Raw genomic sequence first — 18,461 nt, forward strand, 5'->3', positions numbered from 1 at the left:
CAACCAATTTGCGGTTCGATGGTTGTTGGGCGGAACTTTTCCGTGGTTCCCTGGCATATGAGCCTCACGATGCGCCTCTCCCGACCGGTCCTCATTGCGACCCTTGTCGCCCTGACAAGCCCTTGTTTTGCTGAGACTTCCAGGCCGATTCCCGTCAACAATCCGCAGCAGCAGAGCTCCATCATCGACCTGCTGGCCCTGATGTCCGGCCACTGCAAGACGCTGAAGGTCGCCGGGCGCACCTTCGCCTGCAAGACGGTGGCCTACGCCCATGGCGACAAGGGCCGGGTCAATTTCGCGGTCGCCGTCGACGACCCCACCGACAAGAACCACGTCGTGTCGTTCTCCGGCGCGAACGGCAAGCGCGCTGACGACAATTCCTACGAGTTGCCGATCGACCGTATGCTGCTCAACTCCAAGGACCGGCCCAGGATCGACGGCCTGCCGGTGCCGGCAGAGCAGGTCTCTACCGGGGTCTGCCGCCAGACCGGGAATTTCGCCGCCAAGAAGGTGAAGGACGTCACCTGCTCTGCCACCGACAGCGAGGGCCGCAGCTACGAGCTGCTGTTCGTATCCGACGGCACGCCGGTGAGCGTGCGCCGCATCCGGCAGTCCGCACCGTCGATCCAGGATCCGTTCAAGTAGGACGCGACACCGCCGGCGGCTTCTTCGCGTAGATGTGCGCGATCTCATCGGCAAAGCGATGCTCGAGCGCCGGACGCTTGTTCTTCAAGGTCGGCGTGAGCAGTCCCGCGGCGATGGTCCATGGTTCCAGCGTCCACCACACCGCGCGCGGCGTTGCGTAGGACGGATAGGCTTTCACGGCCGCCGCGATTCTCGCCAGCAAAGCGGCGCGCTCCGCCGCCTCGCCTTGCTTGCCGCTCGCCGCGAGCTTCTGCTTCTCCTCCGCCCAGGCCTTTGCGTTGAGCACGACCAGAGCCGTGAGAAACGGGCGCTGCTCGCCGACCACCAGCGCCTGGTCGAACAGGGGATCGGCGAGGATCGCGGTCTCCAGATCGACCGGCGCAATCTTCTCACCGGTGGAGGTGACGAGAATATCCTTGATGCGGCCGGTGATGGTGATGCGCCCGTTCTCGATGCGCGCCTGATCGCCGGTGTGCAGCCAGCCGTCGGCATCCTTCACGCGGCGGGTCTCGTCAGGCCTGTGCCAGTAGCCGAGCATCACGCTGGGTCCGCGCACCAGCAGCTCGTCGTTCTCGCCGAGCTTGACCTCGATGCCATCGAGGACGTGGCCGACCGAATGCGGGTCGTTGTCCTCCGCGGTGTTGACGGAGACCACCGGCGAGGTCTCGGTCATGCCGTAGCCCTGGAGGATGTCGAGCCCGAGCGCGAGAAACAGGCGAATGACGGGCTCGGCGATCGGCGCGCCGCCGGAGACCGCCACGCGCAGGCGGCCGCCGAACTGCGCCAGCACCTTGTCGGCGACGAGCCGCTTGAGCAGTGGCCACGCCAGCCGGTCGAGCAGCGACAGCGCGCCTCGTCCCTGCCGGGCATCGAAACGCCGGCCGCCGACGGCGAGCGTCAGATCGAGCAGCGCACGCTCGACGCCGCCGGCCGCCGCGCGGTGCTGCATGATCAGCGCGTAGACGCGTTCATAGATCCGCGGCACCGAGACCAGCACGGTCGGCCGCACATGCTTCAGGTCTTCCGACAAGAGCGGCACCGAGCGCGCATAGGCGACGCAGGCCCCGGCCGCGATCGGATAGTAATAGCCGCCGGTCCGCTCGAAGGTGTGCGAGAGCGGCAGGAAGGACAGGAACAAATCGTGCGTCTGGGCGGCGATGCGCCGCGCCACCGCCTTCACATTGGCGACGATGTTGCCATGCGACAGCATCACGCCCTTCGGCCGCCCGGTCGTACCAGAGGTATAGACGATGGTGGCAAGATCGTCCGGCTGCACCGCGACGTCAGGCAGCGGCGCGGTCGCGCCCGGTGCCGTCACGAGCCAGCGATCGAGCCCCACGATGCGTGCATCCGCCGCAGTGAGCCCAGTCGCATCCGCACAGACGATGCGCTTGAGATGGTCGAGCGGCTGGCCGGTGGCCAGGATCGCCTGCCAGCGCTCCAGCGAATCCACGAACAGCAGCAGGGCGCCGGAGTCTGCGAGGATGTAGGCGATGCTGTCGGGGTTGTCGACCGCATGCATCGGCACCGGCACCAGGCCGCGCGACAGCGCGCCCTGGTCCATCGCGATATGCGGAATGCCGTTCGGCATCAGGATCGCGACGCGTTCGCCAGGCGCGAAATCCTCCGCGGCCAGCGCCCGCCGCCATCGTTCGAATTCCGCGTCTATCTCCTGCCAGGACTGGCTGACCCAGCGCCGCGCAGCCGCATCGAAATGGCGATAAGCCTCCGCCGCCGGCGTCGCCTTGATGCGCCAGCGCAAGAGCTCCGGCAGCGTCCTGACTTCGGCTAGCGCCTGTGGTTGACTGATCGGCCCCGGCATGGCGTCCTTTCGCAATCTTCTCGATCCCTCATCAATCTGGGGCCTCGATACTAGGCCGGCCAGTCCTTACCGTCTTGATCCTCAGCAAGGCGGCCATGCTTCGGAGCGACCCATGACGCGCGACCGCCTGTTTCTGCTGCGCCCCGGTTTCGAGGACCCGGCCTTTCCAGGCCGCCGTTTCTATTGCTGGCATTGCGCGCTGATCGAGGGCGTCCTCGCCTCGTTTCCGGCGCTCGCCGAGAAACTCGACGTAGAACGCATCGCATGGCCGCGGCCGCGGCAGGCCGTCATCGCGCTGGTCGGCGAGGAGAACCAGTCGTTGCCGCTGCTCGTATTAGCCGACGGAGCGACATCGCCGCACCAGACCGGCAGCCATCATGGCCGCGCCTTCATCGCCGACAAGGACGCGATCCTCGCCGCGCTCTCCGAACGCCACGGCTTTCCCGACCCGCATCCGTAAGGGGATGTCCGCAGCCCGCGCAATCGCACTCTCGTGTCCCGCACGCGGCGCAGCGCATCCAAAAGCGCGTTCACGCGCGTCTTCGACACGCTACGGCGCTGCTCCGCAGAGCCGGGACCCATGGAGCGCAGACACACCTGGAAGCGTGGGCCCCGGCTCTGCAGCGCACCGTCGAAGAGACGCTGCGCTGCGTCCGGGGCACGAGCCGTCCCGAAATGAGGGAAAATCGACATTGCTTACCGCCTCCGTCGCCTCGCATACTTAGCACAGTAAGCAAGTCTGAAAGTCGCTCTCCATGACCAGCCCCCTCCCCGCCCTCATCGTCGTCGATGTCCAGCGCGCATTCGACGAATGGGAGGCGGCGGGCAAGCGGCGCAACAATCCGGATGCGGTGGCGCGCATCGCCGATCTCCTGAAAGCGTTCAGGGCGAGCGACGCGCCGATCTTCCACATCCGCCACGAAGGCACCAAGCCCAACTCCTCGTTCCTGCCATCAGGCACCGGCTACGCGGTCAAGGACGAGGCCCGCGAGGCGCCGGGCGAAGCGGTGATCGTCAAGCGCGTCAACAGCGCCTTCATCGGTACCGACCTCGAGAAGCGACTGCGCGCGGGCAGCATCGCCACGCTCGTCATCTGCGGCGCCACCACCAATCATTGTGTGGAGACGACGACACGGATGGCCGGCAATCTCGGCTTTGACGCGCAGCTCGTGCGCGATGCGACCTGGACGTTCGACCGGATCGGTCCCGATGGCGATGCCCATTCGGCCGAGGACATCCATGCGATGACGCTGTCGAATCTCAACCGCGAATTCGCGCGGATCGTTACCACCGACGACGTGATCGCGTCGCTTGAAGCGGTGCGACAATAGACCGCGCGACGTTCGTTCATTCACACAGCGTTAACCGGAACCGACAACTGCGTCGTTTCGACGCCCGCACTGGCCGGAACGCACCTGACACCCATCTGTTGTCACACGACGTTCAACTGGAGTGATGACATGAAGTATCTCTTTGTCGCGATGGCTGTCGGTGCTGCTGCGCTCGCAGGTGCATCTACAGCCAACGCGGCCGGCAAGGCCAGTGCGAAGCAGAACGCGCGAGCCAGTCAATCGACCGACATCAGCGCGCAACACAGGCATCACCATCACGGCTACCGCCACCACCACGGGCATCATCACCACCACGGCTATTATCGCCCGCATTACCAGAGCTACGGCTATTACCCGCGGCACCACGGTTACTACGGCGGCCGGCCCCACGGCTATTACGGCGGCGGCCCCGGCGTGACGTTCAGCTTCGGCTCAGGCGGCTGGTGAAACGAAAGGCCCGCAAGTGTGCGGGCCTTTTTCTTACCCCCGCAAAATCATCCCCGCCGTCTCCAGCCCGCTCGCCAGCGCCGCCTCGACCGTGCCCATGTCGCGGCCACGATAGAGCGCTTCGCCCGAGAACAGCACCGGGCCGTCGGCACGCGCGAGGATCGTTTGCGCCGCGCGCGACCGCGGCGTAGCCCAGGAATAGGCGCCGCGGGCAAAGCGATCGTGCGCCCAGTTCGCCGCCGCGGATGCAAGGAGATCGCGCGCGAGGTCCTCGCGCGGCCGGTTGAAGATGGCGGCGAGCGAGTCGAGCCCGGCATCAACCAGCCCCTGCGGATCGAGGTGCGACAGCGCTGCCGTCCGCGGACCGCCGAACCAGCCGGTGAGCACGGCATGCTGGTCCGGATACCGAGTCCACCACACCGGAATCGTCTCGTCCGACAGCAGGAAGATCATGTCGGCGAGCTCTTCCCTCCGCTCGCGCCACCATGGCCGCGCGAAGCGCAACAGGATTTTGATCACGCTGCCGAAGCCGATATCGTCGGCGGCCGCGGCCTTCGCGCGTACGGCTGCCGGCAGTGCGATCTCACGCAGCAGCGGCAGCGGCGCGGTGAGGATCACGCGACCGCAGCTCTGCACATCGCCGCTTGCGGAGCGGACGGCCACCGCGCCGCCGGCCTCCTCGATGGCCGACACCACGCAGCCAAAGTGGATCACAACGCCCAGCCTGCGGCACTCCGCCGCCAGGAATTCGATCAGCCCGCCATAGCCGCCGACAATGCGCGCCTGCGTCGCGTGCCCGCCATTCATCCACTCCTCGCGCAGCGCCAGCGTAGAGGCGCGCTCGGGGTCGGCCGCATCATAGCCCTCGACCATCCGTTCGACCGCATGCCGCAAACGGTCGTGCTCCGGTCCGGCAAAATGACGGCGCAGGAAATCGGCGACGGCGATCTTCCGTCAGGTCATTCAGCGCGGCATGAAGTGCTTCGTCGTACGGATCACGCGGGCTCTCGCGCGAGAACCCCACTCCGTCAAAACTCCATTGCGCGCCTCCGATGACCCGCACTGGCAGCCCGGCCTCGCGCGCGAGGCCGCGCGTCACCGGCGCCTCGCCATGGACGAATTCGGCGCCGAGATCAGCGGAGTAGCCGAACTCTGACACCGGCCGCGGACGGATTCGTCCGCCGCAGCGCTCGCGCGCCTCCAGGATTGTCACCTTCTTGCCGGCGCGTGCCAGCTCGCGCGCCGCGATCAGCCCGGCCGCGCCGGCGCCGACGATGACGATGTGCTCCGATCTTCCCGACATGAGGATGCTTTATTGGCGCGCGGCTTGCGGTTCGTTCTCGATCAGATAGCGCAGCAACAAAACACCGCCGCCGAGCTGCCGCGTGCTCTCCAGCGTCATCGCGGTCAGCGGCGCGCGCTGGTCGCTCTCGGCATCCGTCGAGTCGAACACGAAGGCTGCGCCCTTGGCGCCATCGATCGCGGGACTGAGGATCAAATTGAATTCGTCGATCAGACCGGCGCGAAGGAATGCGCCATTGGCGACGCCTCCGCCCTCCACCAGCAAGCGCTTCACGCCGAGCTCGCGATTGAGAATGGCGAGCGTCAGCGCTAGGTCGATCTTGGACTTGCCGGCGAAGATATAGGACACGCCCTCGCCGCGGAGCCCGGCCAGATGCGAATCCGGCACGCTCTCCGTCAGCACCGCGACGATCGGATCGCCACCAATATCCGAACGGCCCCAGCCGATCTTGCCATGCGCATCGAGCACGACGCCGTAGGTTTTGGCATCGCGCCGCGCGAACCAGTTTTCGCGGGGAAATCTCTCGCTCGACGTCTCGGGATAGGGCTTGCCCCTGGCGAACTCCGAACCGGTGACGCGACCGATGACCCAGGCATCGCCGCCAAGCTCGTCATGAATCTTCTCAAACCAGTCGGTGCCTGCGCCCTTCGGACGCCAGCGACTGGGATGCGTACGGCCATCCAGGCTGGAGTGCATCAGATAGATGACGTAAGGCTTCATGCAAGTTCTCCGGGCTGCTTCTCAGGCGGGCTTTTCGCCACCCTAGTCGCGATCGTTCTTCCCGAGATCGTTCTTGTCGCGATCGTTCACGATCACTGCCAGCGGATTGAGCTTTGGCGGCGCCACAAGCTTGAGCGTGTTGCTGTCGTGATGATTGAACGGCGCGCCGCGCACGAAAAGCTCGGTCTGGATCAGATAGGTCCAGCTTCCGTCGTCGTTGAAGGTGATGTCACAGCGGTAACTGTCGGTTCGGAACGCTTGTTCCAGAAAATCGGTCGAGCAGATGCCGTAGGCGGTGTCGCCGCGCTTCGCCGTGACGGAGATTGTCCTGTCATCCGGCTTGGCCTTGCCCGAGGCCAGCAGCACCTGGCCGCGCGGAATCGCCAGCGTCTGCATGATCAGGCCGGTCGCCGGCTCCCACAGCCAGTAGCCGACCTGGTCGTGAAAGGTGATGTCCTCTTCGGGCGTGTTGATATGGATGTGATAGCGCAGCCCGTAGAACAGCTGTGGCCCGTTGGCCTGCGGATCGATCGGGTCCATGCGGATGTGCTCGATGAACACCCGCCGCTCCGGCCCCTCCGCCTTCGGATTGATGTCGATGCCCTTGTCCGCCTGCCAGACGCCGGCAAGACGGCGGAGCGGGCCGAGATTGGCAAGCCCGTCGGGCGAGACGTTCTCGGGTTCGGTGAAGATGTCGACGGGAATGGGGAGCATGGGACCCTCACATCGTTGCGGAAAGAAGCAATAGCACAAGGGCGGCGCGAAACTACCGAATTGGAACCAACGCCCGCATCACGAGTTGTCGGCCCTTGAATCCGAGCCCTCGAAATCCGGGCTCGAATGGGCGGAATGCCCATGTCACGCGTCGCGGGGGTCAGGTGCAGTCTGAGAAAGCCGCTCGGCAGTCGACTGATCAGGGATTCCTCGCCGGCGGAGGCGAGGTCGGCGCGATGATGCGCGCCTTCAACTGGTCGGAGTCGCCGCTCGGTCAGCCCGGCCATTGGTCCCGGGCCCTGAAAACGACGGTCGGCATGCTGCTGGCCACACAAGCCCAGATCGTTCTGTTCTGGGGGCCCGATTTTGTCGCGCTCTACAATGACGCCTACGTGTCCAGTATCGGCGCCAAGCACCCCCGCGCCCTCGGCCGGCCCGCGATCGAGAACTGGGGGGGAGCTGTTGGACGATCTCGAACCGCTCCTTGCCGGGGTCCGTCACACGAGTGAAACATTCGCTGCCAAGGATCGCTCCTTCTACATCGAGCGTCATGGCTACGGCGAGACCAGCTATTGGGACGTCTCCTACTCGGCCGTGCCTGATGACGACGGCTCTGTCGGCGGCGTGCTTTGCATCGTGTCCGATACGACCGAACGCGTGCTCGGCGAGACGCGGCTGCGGGCGAGCGAAGCGCGCTACAGGGAGTTGACCGCAACGCTCGAGCAGCGCGTTGCCGAACGCGCCGCCGAACGTCACCTGCTCGCCACGATCGTGGAAACTACCGACGGACAGATTCAGGCCCTCGATCTCGACTATCGCTGGCTCGCCATCAACACGGCCTGCGCCGATGCCTATGAGCGCATCTATGGCAAGCGGCCGAAGGTCGGAGGTTCCCTGCACGAATTCCTGGCCGACCGGCCCGAGCATCTTGCGGCGACAATGGCCGTCTGGGGCCGCGCGTTGGGAGGCGAAGCCTTCACCAACATCGAGGAGTTCGGCGATCCGCAATTCGACCGCCGGGTCTACGAAATGAAGTTCGAGGCGCTGCGCGCCGCGGACGGCAGGCGCATCGGCGCGTTCCTCACCGGGCTCGACGTGACGGATCGCCTGGAGGAGCAGGTGCGGCTCGCACAGGCGGAAGAAGCCCTCCGCCAGGCCCAGAAGATGGAGGCCATGGGCCAGCTCACGGGAGGCGTCGCGCACGACTTCAACAATCTGCAGACGCATCGGCGGCGAGCGCGAGCATCGCCTGATCGCCGGCGCAGCGCAGGCGGCCGAACGCGCAAAAACTCTGGTTCAGCGTCTCCTCGCCTTCGCGCGCCGGCAGCCGCTTCAGGCCGTTCCAGTCAACATCGGCCGGCTCGTCACCGACATGGGCGAGCTGGTCTCGAGCACGACAGGACCGCAGATCGAGGTGACGGTGGACACCGCTGAAGACCTTCCTGAGGCGATGGCCGATCCCAACCAGATCGAGATGGCGATCCTGAACCTCAGCGTGAATGCGCGGGATGCCATGCCTGACGGAGGCAAGTTGCACATCTCGGCCAAGGCCCGGACGGCCCAGAGCACGCACAGGTCGGGATTGGCGCCGGGCACTTATGTCTGCATTTCGGTCGCGGATACAGGCATCGGCATGGACGAGACGACGCTGGCTCACGCCGTCGAACCGTTCTTCTCGACCAAGGGCGTGGGACAAGGGACCGGTCTCGGTCTCTCCATGGTTCACGGCCTTGCGTCACAGCTCGGCGGCGCGCTGACAATCACGAGCGCTGTGGGCTCCGGGACCAATGTGGAGTTATGGCTGCCGGTCAGCCACGCGGCCACGGGGCCGAGCGACGCCGTCCCGCAACCGAAGCTGCGGCCGCTCGCCGCCGGCACGGCCCTGCTGGTGGATGACGAACCGCTGGTTCGCATGAGCACCGCCGAGATGCTGGGCGAGCTCGGCTACAGCGTCGTCGAAGCAGGCTCGGCGGAGGATGCGCTTCAACGTGTCAGCGAAGGACTTCGGCCGACCCTGCTCATCACGGACCATTTGATGCCGGGCATGAACGGAACGGACCTCGGCCTTGCGCTGCGCAAGCAATATCCCGAGCTTCAGGTTCTCGTCGTATCAGGCTACGCCAACAACGAAGGCATCACGCCGGACCTGTCGCGGCTGACCAAACCCTTCCGAAGCGATGAGCTGGCGGCGAGTCTTGCGAACCTGGCGAAGGTGGGGCGTTAGGTGGCAAGCAGCCCGGATGAGCGAAACGCGCGGGCAATGACCGCGAGAGGTCCCCGCCTAGCGCTTCGTCTTGGGAAGCACCACTCTGCCCCGTGAAGCAATCCCGCCCCATTTGGCGGACCAGCTGACTTCCGAGGCGGAGGATCGCTCGATGCCTTTCTGATCCCACGCCCCCTGCAGCGCAAACAGGGCGCCCTGGGGATCGACACATCGCACGATCCAGCAACCATCGGGCAACTCGATCGGCCCCAGGAGAACCTGGCCTCCGCCAGCCTTGACCCGCATGGCCGCGGCGCCGACGTCATCGACATTGAAGTAATAGAGCCAAGATGCATGCGATACGCTCGGAAGCTTAGTGAGCATGCCGCCGATCATCTGCCCGGCCGCCGAAAACAATTCATACACGCTCGCCTGATCGCTTCCATCGGAGGCCTTTTGCCAGCCAAGAAGCTCGCCATAAAACGGAAAGATCCTGCCTCGGTCTTCGGCCAGCAGCTCGTGCCAGCCCACGCGCCCGGGCTCGTCCAATCCGCCCGGCTGCGACCCGCCATATGTCAGCCCGGTGACAAGCGCAAACGTCGCTCCTTGCGGATCGGCGACCACCGCAATGCGGCCGATGTTGCTGTCGGTTGGCGGCACCAGGATAGCGCCTCCAAGCCGGCGGATTTGCGCGGCCCTTGTATCCATGTCGTCCACGGCAACGTAGCCGAGCCATCTCGGCGTTGCTCCCATTCGCACCCCCTCTTCAGGGAGAGCCATGAGCCCGACGACCGGAGCGTCGCCTGCAGTCAGCAGCGTGTAGGCCAATCCCGGGCTCGACGCATCTTTCACAGCCCAGCCGACGACCTCAGCGTAAAAGGCGGCCGCCGACGGCATGTCCGTCGTCAGAAGCTCATACCAAACGAAGCGTCCGGGTTGATCGGCCAAGCTAGCTTCCCCGTTCGGGCGGGCGGACGATTGCGCACTGCATCATGCCTCGCCGCTCGGTATCATCGACAAATTTGCCGCGATGTCATTCATGAACGCGATGTCATTCATCAAGATGAATACAATCTGAACGAGTCCCATTACATTTCGTGTCCACGTGAATCTTGCCCGCTTTGATTGCTCGGCGTAGGATCATTCAACAAGATCGTTCTTCCAACAATGGAGGATGCGGCCATGCAGCGGACGAAGCAAGCTTCGAAACAGAAGCGGATGACCAAAGCCGCGGTGCCGGCGCTCGGAGTCGCTGGACTGACTTTTTCGCTGGCGGGAAGCGCGATGGCGTCCGCAGTGCCGACAGGCGAGCCGCAACAAAGACCGAACTTCACGCCCGGCCAGTTCACAGCGCTCAGCGAGGAAGAACTCGCCGACGTCAGCCTCGCCACCTTCCATCTCGCCAGCGATGAAAGAAGCTTGAGCGGCGTGCTGCTCGCGCGGGGATGCGGGGGTTGTCATGGCTGCGGCGGTTGCCGTGGCTGCGCGGCCAGAGGTTGCGGTGGCTGCAGAGCTTGCGCAGGCTGCAGAGCCTGCAGGGCCTGCCGCTGCGGCGTTGGTTGCGGTGGCTGTGGCGGCTGCGGCGGCTGCGGCGTTGGCTGGATTGGGATAGGCGTGCCGTGGGTGTCATGCGCAGGGTGCTGCGCATCGTGGGGCCGCTGCCGCTGGTGCTAGGAGTTAACGCTCCCTGACTGGATATCGACAGGTCGCAATCTCATTGGCCGGGCTCGCAAACGACCCGGCCATTTTTCTGTTTTCGCTTCGCCTGGCTCCTCAGCTTGCCGATGGCGCGCGAGTGTGTTCCAACTCGTTGGAAGAAGCCGGTGGTCGAGCTTGGCGCTCAAGCCGGTCCGGCCAAGCGTGCGTCATGCGCCGGCAGTCGGACATGACGGAAACAGGATCAGCGTGCTGACCCGATGACAGTCAAGAAGAGCCGCGCAGCGAAGCAAACCCGCAAGGACATTTTGCGATTCGCGCCAAACTTCACCGCCTATCTGCTTCCTCCCAATGTGGTCTGTCTCTATTCCGAGAACCGCAAGTTCTTCCTGCACGGCGATCTCTATTGCGCCGTGGCGAGCGCGATCGGAAAAAGTGGCAAGGCTGCGCCGGAGATCATCCGTCAGCTTTCGAAGAGTTTTCCCGTCGCCGAGATCGAGGAAGCGATCAGGCGGTTGCTGGAGCGCCGGTACGTCGTCAGCGGAGCATCGCACGCAGGCGTCGTTGATGGATATTGGGCAAGCCTCGGCCTGCCGCCCGAGATCGCCGAAGAGAACCTCCGCAACTGGCCTGTGCGGGTGGAATCGATCGACGTCAAGGGCGCGAGCGAACTGAGCGCGACGTTGAGCAAGCTCGGGGTTCGAATCACCACGCGGTCGCCCAAGCTCACCATCACGCTTGTGAACGACTACCTCGAGCGGCGGCTCGCCGAATTGAACGAGGAACGCGTGGCCGACGGGACGCCCTGGCTGCTGGTCCAGCCGTCCGGCGTGTTTCCGCTGGTGGGGCCTGTGTTCAAGCCGGGCGAGAGCGCCTGCTGGACCTGTCTGTTCGATCGCATGATCCGCAATCGGGAGATCAAGGGATTTCTCGACCGCGGAGCGGCGCAAGCGGTCGCGATATCACCCCTGGTCAGCGACACCGTCGGACAGACCGCGATCCACTTCGCTGCCGTTGAAATCGCAAAAGCGATCGCGTCGGGATTTCGCACCGATCTCAGCGATCACATCGCAAGCTTCGACCTGACCGGGGCCGCCGTCGCCAAGCACTACGTCGCGAAACGCCCGCAATGTCGGACCTGTGGCAGCAAGAAGCTGCAGAATCCGCGACGGGCCGCCGCGCCGATCGAGATTGCCGAGGGCAGAAAGCTCGTCATGACCAGCGGCGGATACCGCACCGTGACATCGCGGGCCACCGTGGCGCGTTTCCGCAAACATGTCAGTCCGCTGACCGGCGTGGTGTCCCGGCTCGAGCGGATCGAGGCCGACCTGCCGATGAACACCAATTTTTTCGCCTACCACAATTTCTCCGGACCGGCCTGGAACGTCGACCAGCTCAGGTCCGGCCTCAGCGGCGGCAGCTTCGGCAAGGGCTCCACGGCCGAGCAGGGCGAAGCCAGCGCGCTGATGGAGGCGATCGAACGCTACTCCGGCATTTTCCAGGGCGACGAGATCAGAGCGACGCGCCGCTTCGCCGACTTCGCTCCCGGTGACGCGCTTCTTCCCAACGACGTCCAGTTCTTCAGCGACACGCAGTTTCAAAACAGGCATGTCCCGCAAGCCGACGATTCACATCCGGTCCCCGAGCCGTTCGATCCCTCGACCAGGACCGAGTGGTCGCCGGTCTGGTCGTTGCGCGACAAGCGTTTCAAATACCTTCCGACCGGCCTTTTGTATTTCTTCTATGGCGGCTTCCACACCGATTCCAACGGATGCGCGGCCGGCAACACCCGCGAGGAAGCCATCGTTCAAGGCTTCCTCGAACTGGTCGAACGCGATGCCTACGCGATCTGGTGGTACAACCGCGTGCGGCGTGCCGAAGTCGACCTCAGCCAATTCGAGGATTCCTATGTACGGGATCTTCAGAGCCAGTTTGCCGATGCGGGGCGCCGGCTCTGGGTGCTCGACATCACCAGCGATCTCGGCATTCCCTCCTACGTTGCGATCATGCACTGGATGCAGAACGGACACGAAAATATCGAGTTCGGATCCGGCTCGCATTTCGATCGGCGCATCGCCCTGCTGCGTTCCCTCACCGAGCTGACCCAGTTCATGTCGATTGGCTTGATGGGCGGCGGCAGCGGCGAGAAACCGTCGCTTGACGGTGTTACGCCGCTGCGACTGGACGATTATCCGTTCCTGATCCCCAGCGACAATCCGCTTCTTCCGCCGGCGCCTGACCTCAGGGTTCACGACAACACGCGCGACCAGGTCAATGCCTGCGTCGAGATTGCAACCGGCGCCGGATACGATTTCCTTGTGCTCGACCAGACGCGGCCCGACGTCGAGGTCCCCGTCGTCAGGGTGCTCGTTCCGGGCTTGCGGCATTTCTATCGCCGCTTCGGGCCCGGCCGGCTTTACGATGTCCCGGTGAAGCTTGGGCTGCTGGATCACCCGCGACTGGAAAGCGAACTGACTCCCTTCCTGCCGCACACCTGAAGGCTGGCCTCGTTGCGCGCTCCCCGGAAAAAACCGAGCAGGACAATCGCACCGATCATCGCGGCCCGATTGAACGGCCGCTTCTCCCTGCAAATGCAGGCTGACGGAAGCATTGCCGCGGTCTCGGGCGATTATTCGGTCAATCTCGGACAATTCAGCGCGCCGGCCTTCGACCGCGCAGGACATCTTGCCACCGGCCTGCCGCTCGCCTCCCTTGCCGGCAAGAGCGTCTTCGCAAGACAGCTCCATGTTCTGGTGCAGCGACTGGCGCAGCATGGGCTTCTCGACTATCGTCTGTTCTCTCCCCGTGACGCGCAAGATCTCGTGGTCATCGAGCCACAGATCGCCGGATACTGGCCGCAGCCCGCAAAGCTATTGAGCGGCGACACCATCGTATTGTCGCGCTTTGCCTATCTGCGCCGGCGCGGCAACGAGATGGTGCTGGAATCGCCGCGCGCCGGCGCGCTGTTCCGGATTTGCGATCCCGCCATCGCCGCCACACTTGCTGCGCTGTCGCGGCCTCAAAAGATCAGCAAGCTTCGCAAGCAAGTCGCCTCGCTGAACCTAGACCTGCTCGGATTGCTGCTCGACAGCGCGATGCTGATCAGGGACGGAGACGGCCTTCGGGTGAACGAGGGCGACCGCAATCTCGTTCTCTGGGATTTCCATGACCTCGTGTTTCACACGCGGAGTACCGAGGGCCGGCATAGCGATCCGGTCGGCGGCGCGTACGCCTATGCGGGCGTCATGCCGCCGCTGCCCGCCGTGCGCCCGCCCTGGCCCGGCAAGAAGATCACTCTCGACAAAGTCGTCCCGCCGGAGCCGGCCTCACCCTTCGCGAAATTGCTCCGCGAGCGGCATTCAACGCGAGACTTCGACGACCAGAATCCGATCAAGCTCGCCGAGCTCGCGAAGTTCCTTGGCACGACCGCCCGCGTGCTGTCGGAATGGAAGAGTGGCGCAGATGTCGACGGTGGTCCCGAGGTCACCTACAGCTCGAGGCCGTACCCGGCGGCGGGCAGCGCGTATGAGCTGGAGCTGTACCTGGCGGTCTCGAACTGCGAGGGGCTGTCGCGCGGACTTTATCACTACGACGCCGGCGGCCACGCCCTGGTCGCAATCGACGCCTCCGCCCGGCAACTCCGCGCGCTTTCGATGGCGGCCGAATTTGCCATGGGCGCATCCGGCCCGCCGCAGATCCTGATCACGATCGCCGCGCGCTTCGGGCGGATCTCCTGGAAATACAGCTCGATCGCCTATTCGTTGATCCTGAAGGACGTCGGCAGCCTGATCCAGACGTTCTACCTCACGGCAACCGACATGGGCCTCGGCGGCTGCGCCATCGGCACCAGCAACATCGATCTGTTTGCTGGAATGACGGGGCTCGAATTCCACGTCGAAGGCCCGGTCGGGCAGTTCGCGCTGGGACGCGGCAGGAAGGCGGGAGGCTCGAGTTAGAGAACGATATTTCTCGCCGGCCCATTCCACGGCTCGCTCCACCGGGATGCTCGGCGGAGAAAGCTGGCCGCGCATCTGCGAAATTGCAAGTGCCCCCAACAGATCGAAGTGAGACCTTCCGCGCTTGTGATATACATTTGCCCTGGGGCGTCGCTCACGTAGTTGAGACCAGGGCGAAGCTCGATAGTCGTTCGCGCGATCCGACTGGGTTTGAAGCAAGATGATCGAACCTTCGCGAGATACGCAGACCCGCGCTGCTGCTGAGGCAGAAACGAGCAAGGTACGGAGATATTTTGGCACGGACGGCATCCGTGGCCGTGCCAACGGCGTGATTACGCCGGAGATCGCCCTCAAGGTGGGCCAGGCGGCAGGCATTCTCTTCCGCCGCGGCGAGCATCGTCACCGGGTCGTGATCAGCAAGGACACGCGACTGTCGGGTTACATGATCGAGACCGCAATGGTCGCGGGCTTCACCTCGATGGGCATGGACGTGCTGCTGCTCGGCCCGATGCCGACGCCGGCAGTCGCCATGCTAACGCGCTCCATGCGCGCCGATCTCGGCGTCATGATCTCGGCTTCGCATAATAGCTTCGAGGACAACGGCATCAAGCTGTTCGGCCCGGATGGATACAAGCTCTCCGACGAAGTCGAACTCAAGATCGAGAAGCTGTTGGATTCCGACCTCAGCAAACAACTCGCCAAGAGCCCCGACATCGGCCGGGCGAAGCGCATCGACGGCGTGCACGACCGCTACATCGAGTTCGCCAAGCGGACGTTGCCGCGTGCACTCGATCTCGAGGGCGTGCGCGTGGTGGTCGACTGCGCCAATGGCGCCGCCTACCGCGTCGTCCCGGAAGCATTGTGGGAATTGGGCGCCGATGTGATTTCGATCGGAGCCGAACCGGATGGGCTCAACATCAACAAGGATTGCGGCTCGACAGCGCCGAAGGCTCTTTGTTGCAAGGTGCGCGAGATGCGCGCCGACGTCGGGATCGCGCTCGACGGCGACGCTGACCGGGTCGTGATGGTCGACGAGCGTGGCCACGTCATCGACGGCGACCAGCTGATCGCTGTGATCGCCGAAAGCTTTAAGGAGAACGGCAGGCTGGCCAGGCCGGGCGTCGTGGCGACCGTGATGTCGAACCTCGGCCTCGAGCGCCACCTCGCTGGCCTCGGCCTCGCGCTCGTGCGCACGCCGGTCGGCGACCGGTACGTGCTCGATCACATGCGCCGGTACGGCTACAATCTGGGTGGCGAACCGTCGGGGCACATTGTCCTGTCGGACTACAACACGACCGGAGATGGCTTCGTCACGGCGCTGCAGGTTCTTGGTGTGGCGCGGAACCGGAACCTGCCGCTGTCGCAGGTGTGCCACCGGTTCGATCCGTTGCCACAGGTGCTCAAGAACGTGCGCTGCCGCAAAGGCAGGCCGCTCGAGAACGTGGCCGTGCTTTCGGTCATTGCCAGTGCCGAAGAGCGGCTTGGCCGCGGCGGTCGGTTGATCGTGCGCGCGTCCGGCACCGAGCCGATGATCCGGGTCATGGGCGAGGGCGACGACAAGGCGCTCGTAGAAGCGATTGTTGACGAAATCGTCGAAGCCCTCGGCCACGCCGAGGCATAGAACGACCTTGTCCCTGGAACCGCTCTATTTGCGTTACTCGCAACTCCCTTGAAAGAGTTCAACTAACGCGGCTGTTCGCCAAACTTTAGCGTTCCCGGCGATGATGCTTTCGCTGCGCTCCGCAGTCACAGCAAGTTGATCCGACAACCCCTGATAGACCCCGCACGCCGGTATCTCGCTCCCGCATGGGTTCGGTCACGATAGCTATACGCTCCCCCAGTTGGACTATGACAAAAGGATATATAGGGATATTTTAGATTCAAACTTAGGATCTCATAAAAGCTTCAAACATTAAGACGCAACGAACGTTCAGTTTTTGCCACCTCACATTTCGAACAACTGGCGACACAACCAATGACCATGCACTACGTGCATGGTCTCCAATCAAAAGGAAAACCACGACATCTGAGCCGGAGTTCAACCGTCCAGTCGATTTTATATGTAGTGGGCAGGGAGGGTGTTATGACGCGGCGATATTCTTTCGCTACCGTACTCGTCGGACAAAACAATTTACGCAGAGAGGGCCTTGCGCGCATTCTACATGCGGCGAATTTTCGTATTCTCGCGTCGATCTCATGTGCCGATGGTTTGGACGCTTGCAAAGTCAAGCCTTGCCAGCTGTTCTTTCTCATTGTCCATACCGGCGATGACTTCGACGCATCCGTTGAGCAAATCGAGCGCCTCAGGGATCGCCATCCGGACGGGCGTATTGCCGTTGTCGCCGATCGCTATCAGCTGAGCGAGTTAGTTTCGGCATTTCACGCGGGTGCTACCGGCTATTTCGTCGACGTCATGAGTTGTGACGCGCTCATCAAATCCATCGAGCTCGTGATGATGGGCGAAACCGTTTTCCCCCCGGCATTTGCGCTCGGTGCCGGAGAGATTCACCCGGACAAGACTAAACCGCTCAGCGACAGCGAGGTGACGTTAGACGCACCAGACGATCGAATCGCCCAGCAACTTTCCCCGCGGGAGAAATCGATTTTGCGATGCCTGATCGAAGGCGATTCCAACAAATGCATCGCGCGGAAAATCAATATCACCGAGGCCACGGTGAAAGTTCATATCAAGGCAATTCTGCGCAAGATCCGGGTTCAGAACAGGACGCAGGCGGCGATTTGGGGGATCAACAACCGATTTCTGGCGTGGCCTTTGAACACCAGTTCGCCGCCCCAAGTGAGAGACGATACGGGCGACCGCTTCCCGAGCACCGTGCGCGAGATTCCCGAAATCAAGCGTATTGTCAGCCACGCGTCCAATGACTTCGAGGTACCGGGCGTCCACGAACACATGCGAAAGCAAATCGACGTGAAAGCAAACGGCGCCATCCGGTTCCGAAAATAGCCGACACGTCGTATTGCGTTCGGCACTCGCGCAGTCCGGGTGGCGTCTTGGGGGGTACATCGAAAGTAATAGCCCCTCCGCCGACGCGCGCCAAGGATCGAGGAAAGCCGGGCGATCCGTCCCGAGCTTTCCCGGATTGCGCAGCCGCACGAGCACGGAGTGATCGGTTCGCTTTCGCCGGATCCGCACTGTCACCGCAAGAAAATCCTGAAACTGGCTCGATCAAAGAGCGCGCAGAGTAGCGCCCGGGCCGGTCGATTTCGCTGCGAAGCCGTTCAATGGCCTCTTCGATCGTCGAGTGCGGATCGAGACTCCGGAATAGAAACTCGTCTTGGCCGGAGGCAGGTGGTGTCGTGCGTACGGTCGGTCAAAGATAGCAAGATTTGCCACCGTGCTCATGATGCCATTCCTGCCTCTCTCCACTGTCTCACGACGCCGGTAGGGCATCCATCTCGCGCAAATCGCGCCGCAAGTATCCATCGATGGCGCGCGCATAGATGGCCATGAGCGCCTCATGGTTGGCCTCTGCGGTGAAATTCCGATCAAAGGTCTCTCGCGCTTCGCGGCGCATCCGTTTCTGCGCGGAAGCGTCCACAAGGAGGCATCGGACCTTCGCCGCCAGGTCTTCAGCATCGCCAGGGGAAAAGCACAGCCCGTTGTTGCCGTCGACGCTTCCCGTCATGGCGCCGTGTCTGGGAA

General features: G+C 63.7%; 15 protein-coding genes and 2 pseudogenes. 10 read left to right on the plus strand and 7 right to left on the minus strand.

The window, feature by feature from the left end; genetic code table 11:
* Positions 1 to 69: 69 nt before the first annotated feature.
* Positions 70 to 645 carry a hypothetical protein gene (locus AC629_RS18230; protein ID WP_084806441.1) on the plus strand — a complete coding sequence of 192 codons (576 nt, stop codon included), beginning with the start codon at positions 70 to 72 and terminating at the stop codon, positions 643 to 645.
* Here AC629_RS18230 and AC629_RS18235 read toward each other — a convergent pair.
* A complete protein-coding gene (locus AC629_RS18235; protein WP_084806418.1) occupies positions 638 to 2,467 on the minus strand; it encodes an AMP-dependent synthetase/ligase in 1,830 nt (609 codons plus the stop codon). The two genes, AC629_RS18230 and AC629_RS18235, sit on opposite strands and share 8 nt — an antisense overlap.
* Positions 2,468 to 2,579: 112 nt before the next feature.
* On the opposite strand from AC629_RS18235, the gene AC629_RS18240 reads away from it, so the two are divergent.
* The 3 genes from AC629_RS18240 (at position 2,580) to AC629_RS18250 (ending at position 4,245) form a co-directional block, all read left to right on the plus strand.
* Entirely contained in the window at positions 2,580 to 2,927 is a 348-nt protein-coding gene (locus tag AC629_RS18240; RefSeq protein ID WP_084806419.1) for a DUF3088 domain-containing protein, read from the plus strand.
* A 295-nt stretch (positions 2,928 to 3,222) separates the two neighbouring features.
* The gene (locus AC629_RS18245; protein ID WP_084806420.1) at positions 3,223 to 3,798 is read left to right on the plus strand and encodes a cysteine hydrolase family protein; all 576 of its coding nucleotides are present in this window, start codon (positions 3,223 to 3,225) and stop codon (positions 3,796 to 3,798) included.
* 129 nt (positions 3,799 to 3,927) lie between these two features.
* Positions 3,928 to 4,245, plus strand: coding sequence for a hypothetical protein (locus AC629_RS18250; RefSeq protein ID WP_084806421.1), 318 nt, complete (start codon positions 3,928 to 3,930; stop codon positions 4,243 to 4,245).
* 33 nt (positions 4,246 to 4,278) lie between these two features.
* Here AC629_RS18250 and AC629_RS18255 read toward each other — a convergent pair.
* The 3 genes and pseudogenes from AC629_RS18255 to AC629_RS18265 form a co-directional block, all read right to left on the minus strand.
* A pseudogene (locus tag AC629_RS18255) lies at positions 4,279 to 5,548 on the minus strand (flavin monoamine oxidase family protein).
* 9 nt (positions 5,549 to 5,557) lie between these two features.
* On the minus strand, positions 5,558 to 6,268 hold the full coding sequence (locus AC629_RS18260) for a RibD family protein (RefSeq protein WP_084806422.1): 711 nt from the start codon (positions 6,266 to 6,268) through the stop codon (positions 5,558 to 5,560).
* Between the two features lie 42 nt (positions 6,269 to 6,310).
* Positions 6,311 to 6,982, minus strand: a complete 672-nt coding sequence (locus AC629_RS18265) for an FABP family protein (protein ID WP_084806423.1) — start codon at positions 6,980 to 6,982, stop codon at positions 6,311 to 6,313.
* A gap of 164 nt (positions 6,983 to 7,146) precedes the next feature.
* Between AC629_RS18265 and AC629_RS50595 the strand changes: the two genes are divergently transcribed.
* Together AC629_RS50595 and AC629_RS18270 are read left to right on the plus strand one after the other, a co-directional pair.
* Positions 7,147 to 7,491, plus strand: coding sequence for a hypothetical protein (locus AC629_RS50595; RefSeq protein WP_502693026.1), 345 nt, complete (start codon positions 7,147 to 7,149; stop codon positions 7,489 to 7,491).
* Positions 7,492 to 7,540: 49 nt separating this feature from the next.
* Positions 7,541 to 9,206, plus strand: a pseudogene (locus AC629_RS18270) (hybrid sensor histidine kinase/response regulator); the annotation flags it as partial.
* A 57-nt stretch (positions 9,207 to 9,263) separates the two neighbouring features.
* Here the strand turns inward: AC629_RS18270 and AC629_RS18275 are convergent.
* A complete protein-coding gene (locus AC629_RS18275) occupies positions 9,264 to 10,133 on the minus strand; it encodes a VOC family protein (RefSeq protein ID WP_210419062.1) in 870 nt (289 codons plus the stop codon).
* A 192-nt stretch (positions 10,134 to 10,325) separates the two neighbouring features.
* Entirely contained in the window at positions 10,326 to 10,646 is a 321-nt protein-coding gene (locus AC629_RS46900) for a hypothetical protein (protein WP_168195518.1), read from the minus strand.
* A gap of 455 nt (positions 10,647 to 11,101) precedes the next feature.
* On the opposite strand from AC629_RS46900, the gene AC629_RS18285 reads away from it, so the two are divergent.
* The 4 genes from AC629_RS18285 (at position 11,102) to AC629_RS18300 (ending at position 17,762) form a co-directional block, all read left to right on the plus strand.
* The gene (locus AC629_RS18285; RefSeq protein WP_084806425.1) at positions 11,102 to 13,339 is read left to right on the plus strand and encodes a TOMM precursor leader peptide-binding protein; all 2,238 of its coding nucleotides are present in this window, start codon (positions 11,102 to 11,104) and stop codon (positions 13,337 to 13,339) included.
* A 93-nt stretch (positions 13,340 to 13,432) separates the two neighbouring features.
* Entirely contained in the window at positions 13,433 to 14,797 is a 1,365-nt protein-coding gene (locus AC629_RS18290) for a SagB/ThcOx family dehydrogenase (protein WP_084806443.1), read from the plus strand.
* Positions 14,798 to 15,017: 220 nt separating this feature from the next.
* Positions 15,018 to 16,418, plus strand: a complete 1,401-nt coding sequence (gene glmM, locus AC629_RS18295) for a phosphoglucosamine mutase (RefSeq protein ID WP_084806426.1) — start codon at positions 15,018 to 15,020, stop codon at positions 16,416 to 16,418.
* A 462-nt stretch (positions 16,419 to 16,880) separates the two neighbouring features.
* Positions 16,881 to 17,762, plus strand: coding sequence for a response regulator transcription factor (locus AC629_RS18300; protein ID WP_084806427.1), 882 nt, complete (start codon positions 16,881 to 16,883; stop codon positions 17,760 to 17,762).
* A 427-nt stretch (positions 17,763 to 18,189) separates the two neighbouring features.
* On the opposite strand, the gene AC629_RS18305 is transcribed toward AC629_RS18300, so the two are convergent.
* Complete coding sequence (locus AC629_RS18305) at positions 18,190 to 18,444, minus strand: glycosyltransferase (protein ID WP_084806428.1); 255 nt, start codon at positions 18,442 to 18,444, stop codon at positions 18,190 to 18,192.
* Positions 18,445 to 18,461: the final 17 nt, after the last annotated feature.

This window comes from Bradyrhizobium sp. NAS80.1 (genome assembly GCF_001908205.1).
In the GTDB taxonomy this organism is placed as follows: Bacteria; Pseudomonadota; Alphaproteobacteria; order Rhizobiales; family Xanthobacteraceae; genus Bradyrhizobium.

Bases quoted from the DNA above. Each gene is read 5' to 3' on its own strand.
- AC629_RS18230 (WP_084806441.1), top strand. From the start codon at position 70: ATGCGCCTCTCCCGACCGGTCCTCATTGCGACCCTTGTCGCCCTGACA.
- AC629_RS18235 (WP_084806418.1), bottom strand. From the start codon at position 2,467: ATGCCGGGGCCGATCAGTCAACCACAGGCGCTAGCCGAAGTCAGGACG.
- AC629_RS18240 (WP_084806419.1), top strand. From the start codon at position 2,580: ATGACGCGCGACCGCCTGTTTCTGCTGCGCCCCGGTTTCGAGGACCCG.
- AC629_RS18245 (WP_084806420.1), top strand. From the start codon at position 3,223: ATGACCAGCCCCCTCCCCGCCCTCATCGTCGTCGATGTCCAGCGCGCA.
- AC629_RS18250 (WP_084806421.1), top strand. From the start codon at position 3,928: ATGAAGTATCTCTTTGTCGCGATGGCTGTCGGTGCTGCTGCGCTCGCA.
- AC629_RS18260 (WP_084806422.1), bottom strand. From the start codon at position 6,268: ATGAAGCCTTACGTCATCTATCTGATGCACTCCAGCCTGGATGGCCGT.
- AC629_RS18265 (WP_084806423.1), bottom strand. From the start codon at position 6,982: ATGCTCCCCATTCCCGTCGACATCTTCACCGAACCCGAGAACGTCTCG.
- AC629_RS46900 (WP_168195518.1), bottom strand. From the start codon at position 10,646: ATGACAACCCCCGCATCCCCGCGCGAGCAGCACGCCGCTCAAGCTTCT.
- AC629_RS18285 (WP_084806425.1), top strand. From the start codon at position 11,102: ATGACAGTCAAGAAGAGCCGCGCAGCGAAGCAAACCCGCAAGGACATT.
- AC629_RS18290 (WP_084806443.1), top strand. From the start codon at position 13,433: ATGCAGGCTGACGGAAGCATTGCCGCGGTCTCGGGCGATTATTCGGTC.
- glmM (WP_084806426.1), top strand. From the start codon at position 15,018: ATGATCGAACCTTCGCGAGATACGCAGACCCGCGCTGCTGCTGAGGCA.
- AC629_RS18300 (WP_084806427.1), top strand. From the start codon at position 16,881: ATGACGCGGCGATATTCTTTCGCTACCGTACTCGTCGGACAAAACAAT.
- AC629_RS18305 (WP_084806428.1), bottom strand. From the start codon at position 18,444: ATGACGGGAAGCGTCGACGGCAACAACGGGCTGTGCTTTTCCCCTGGC.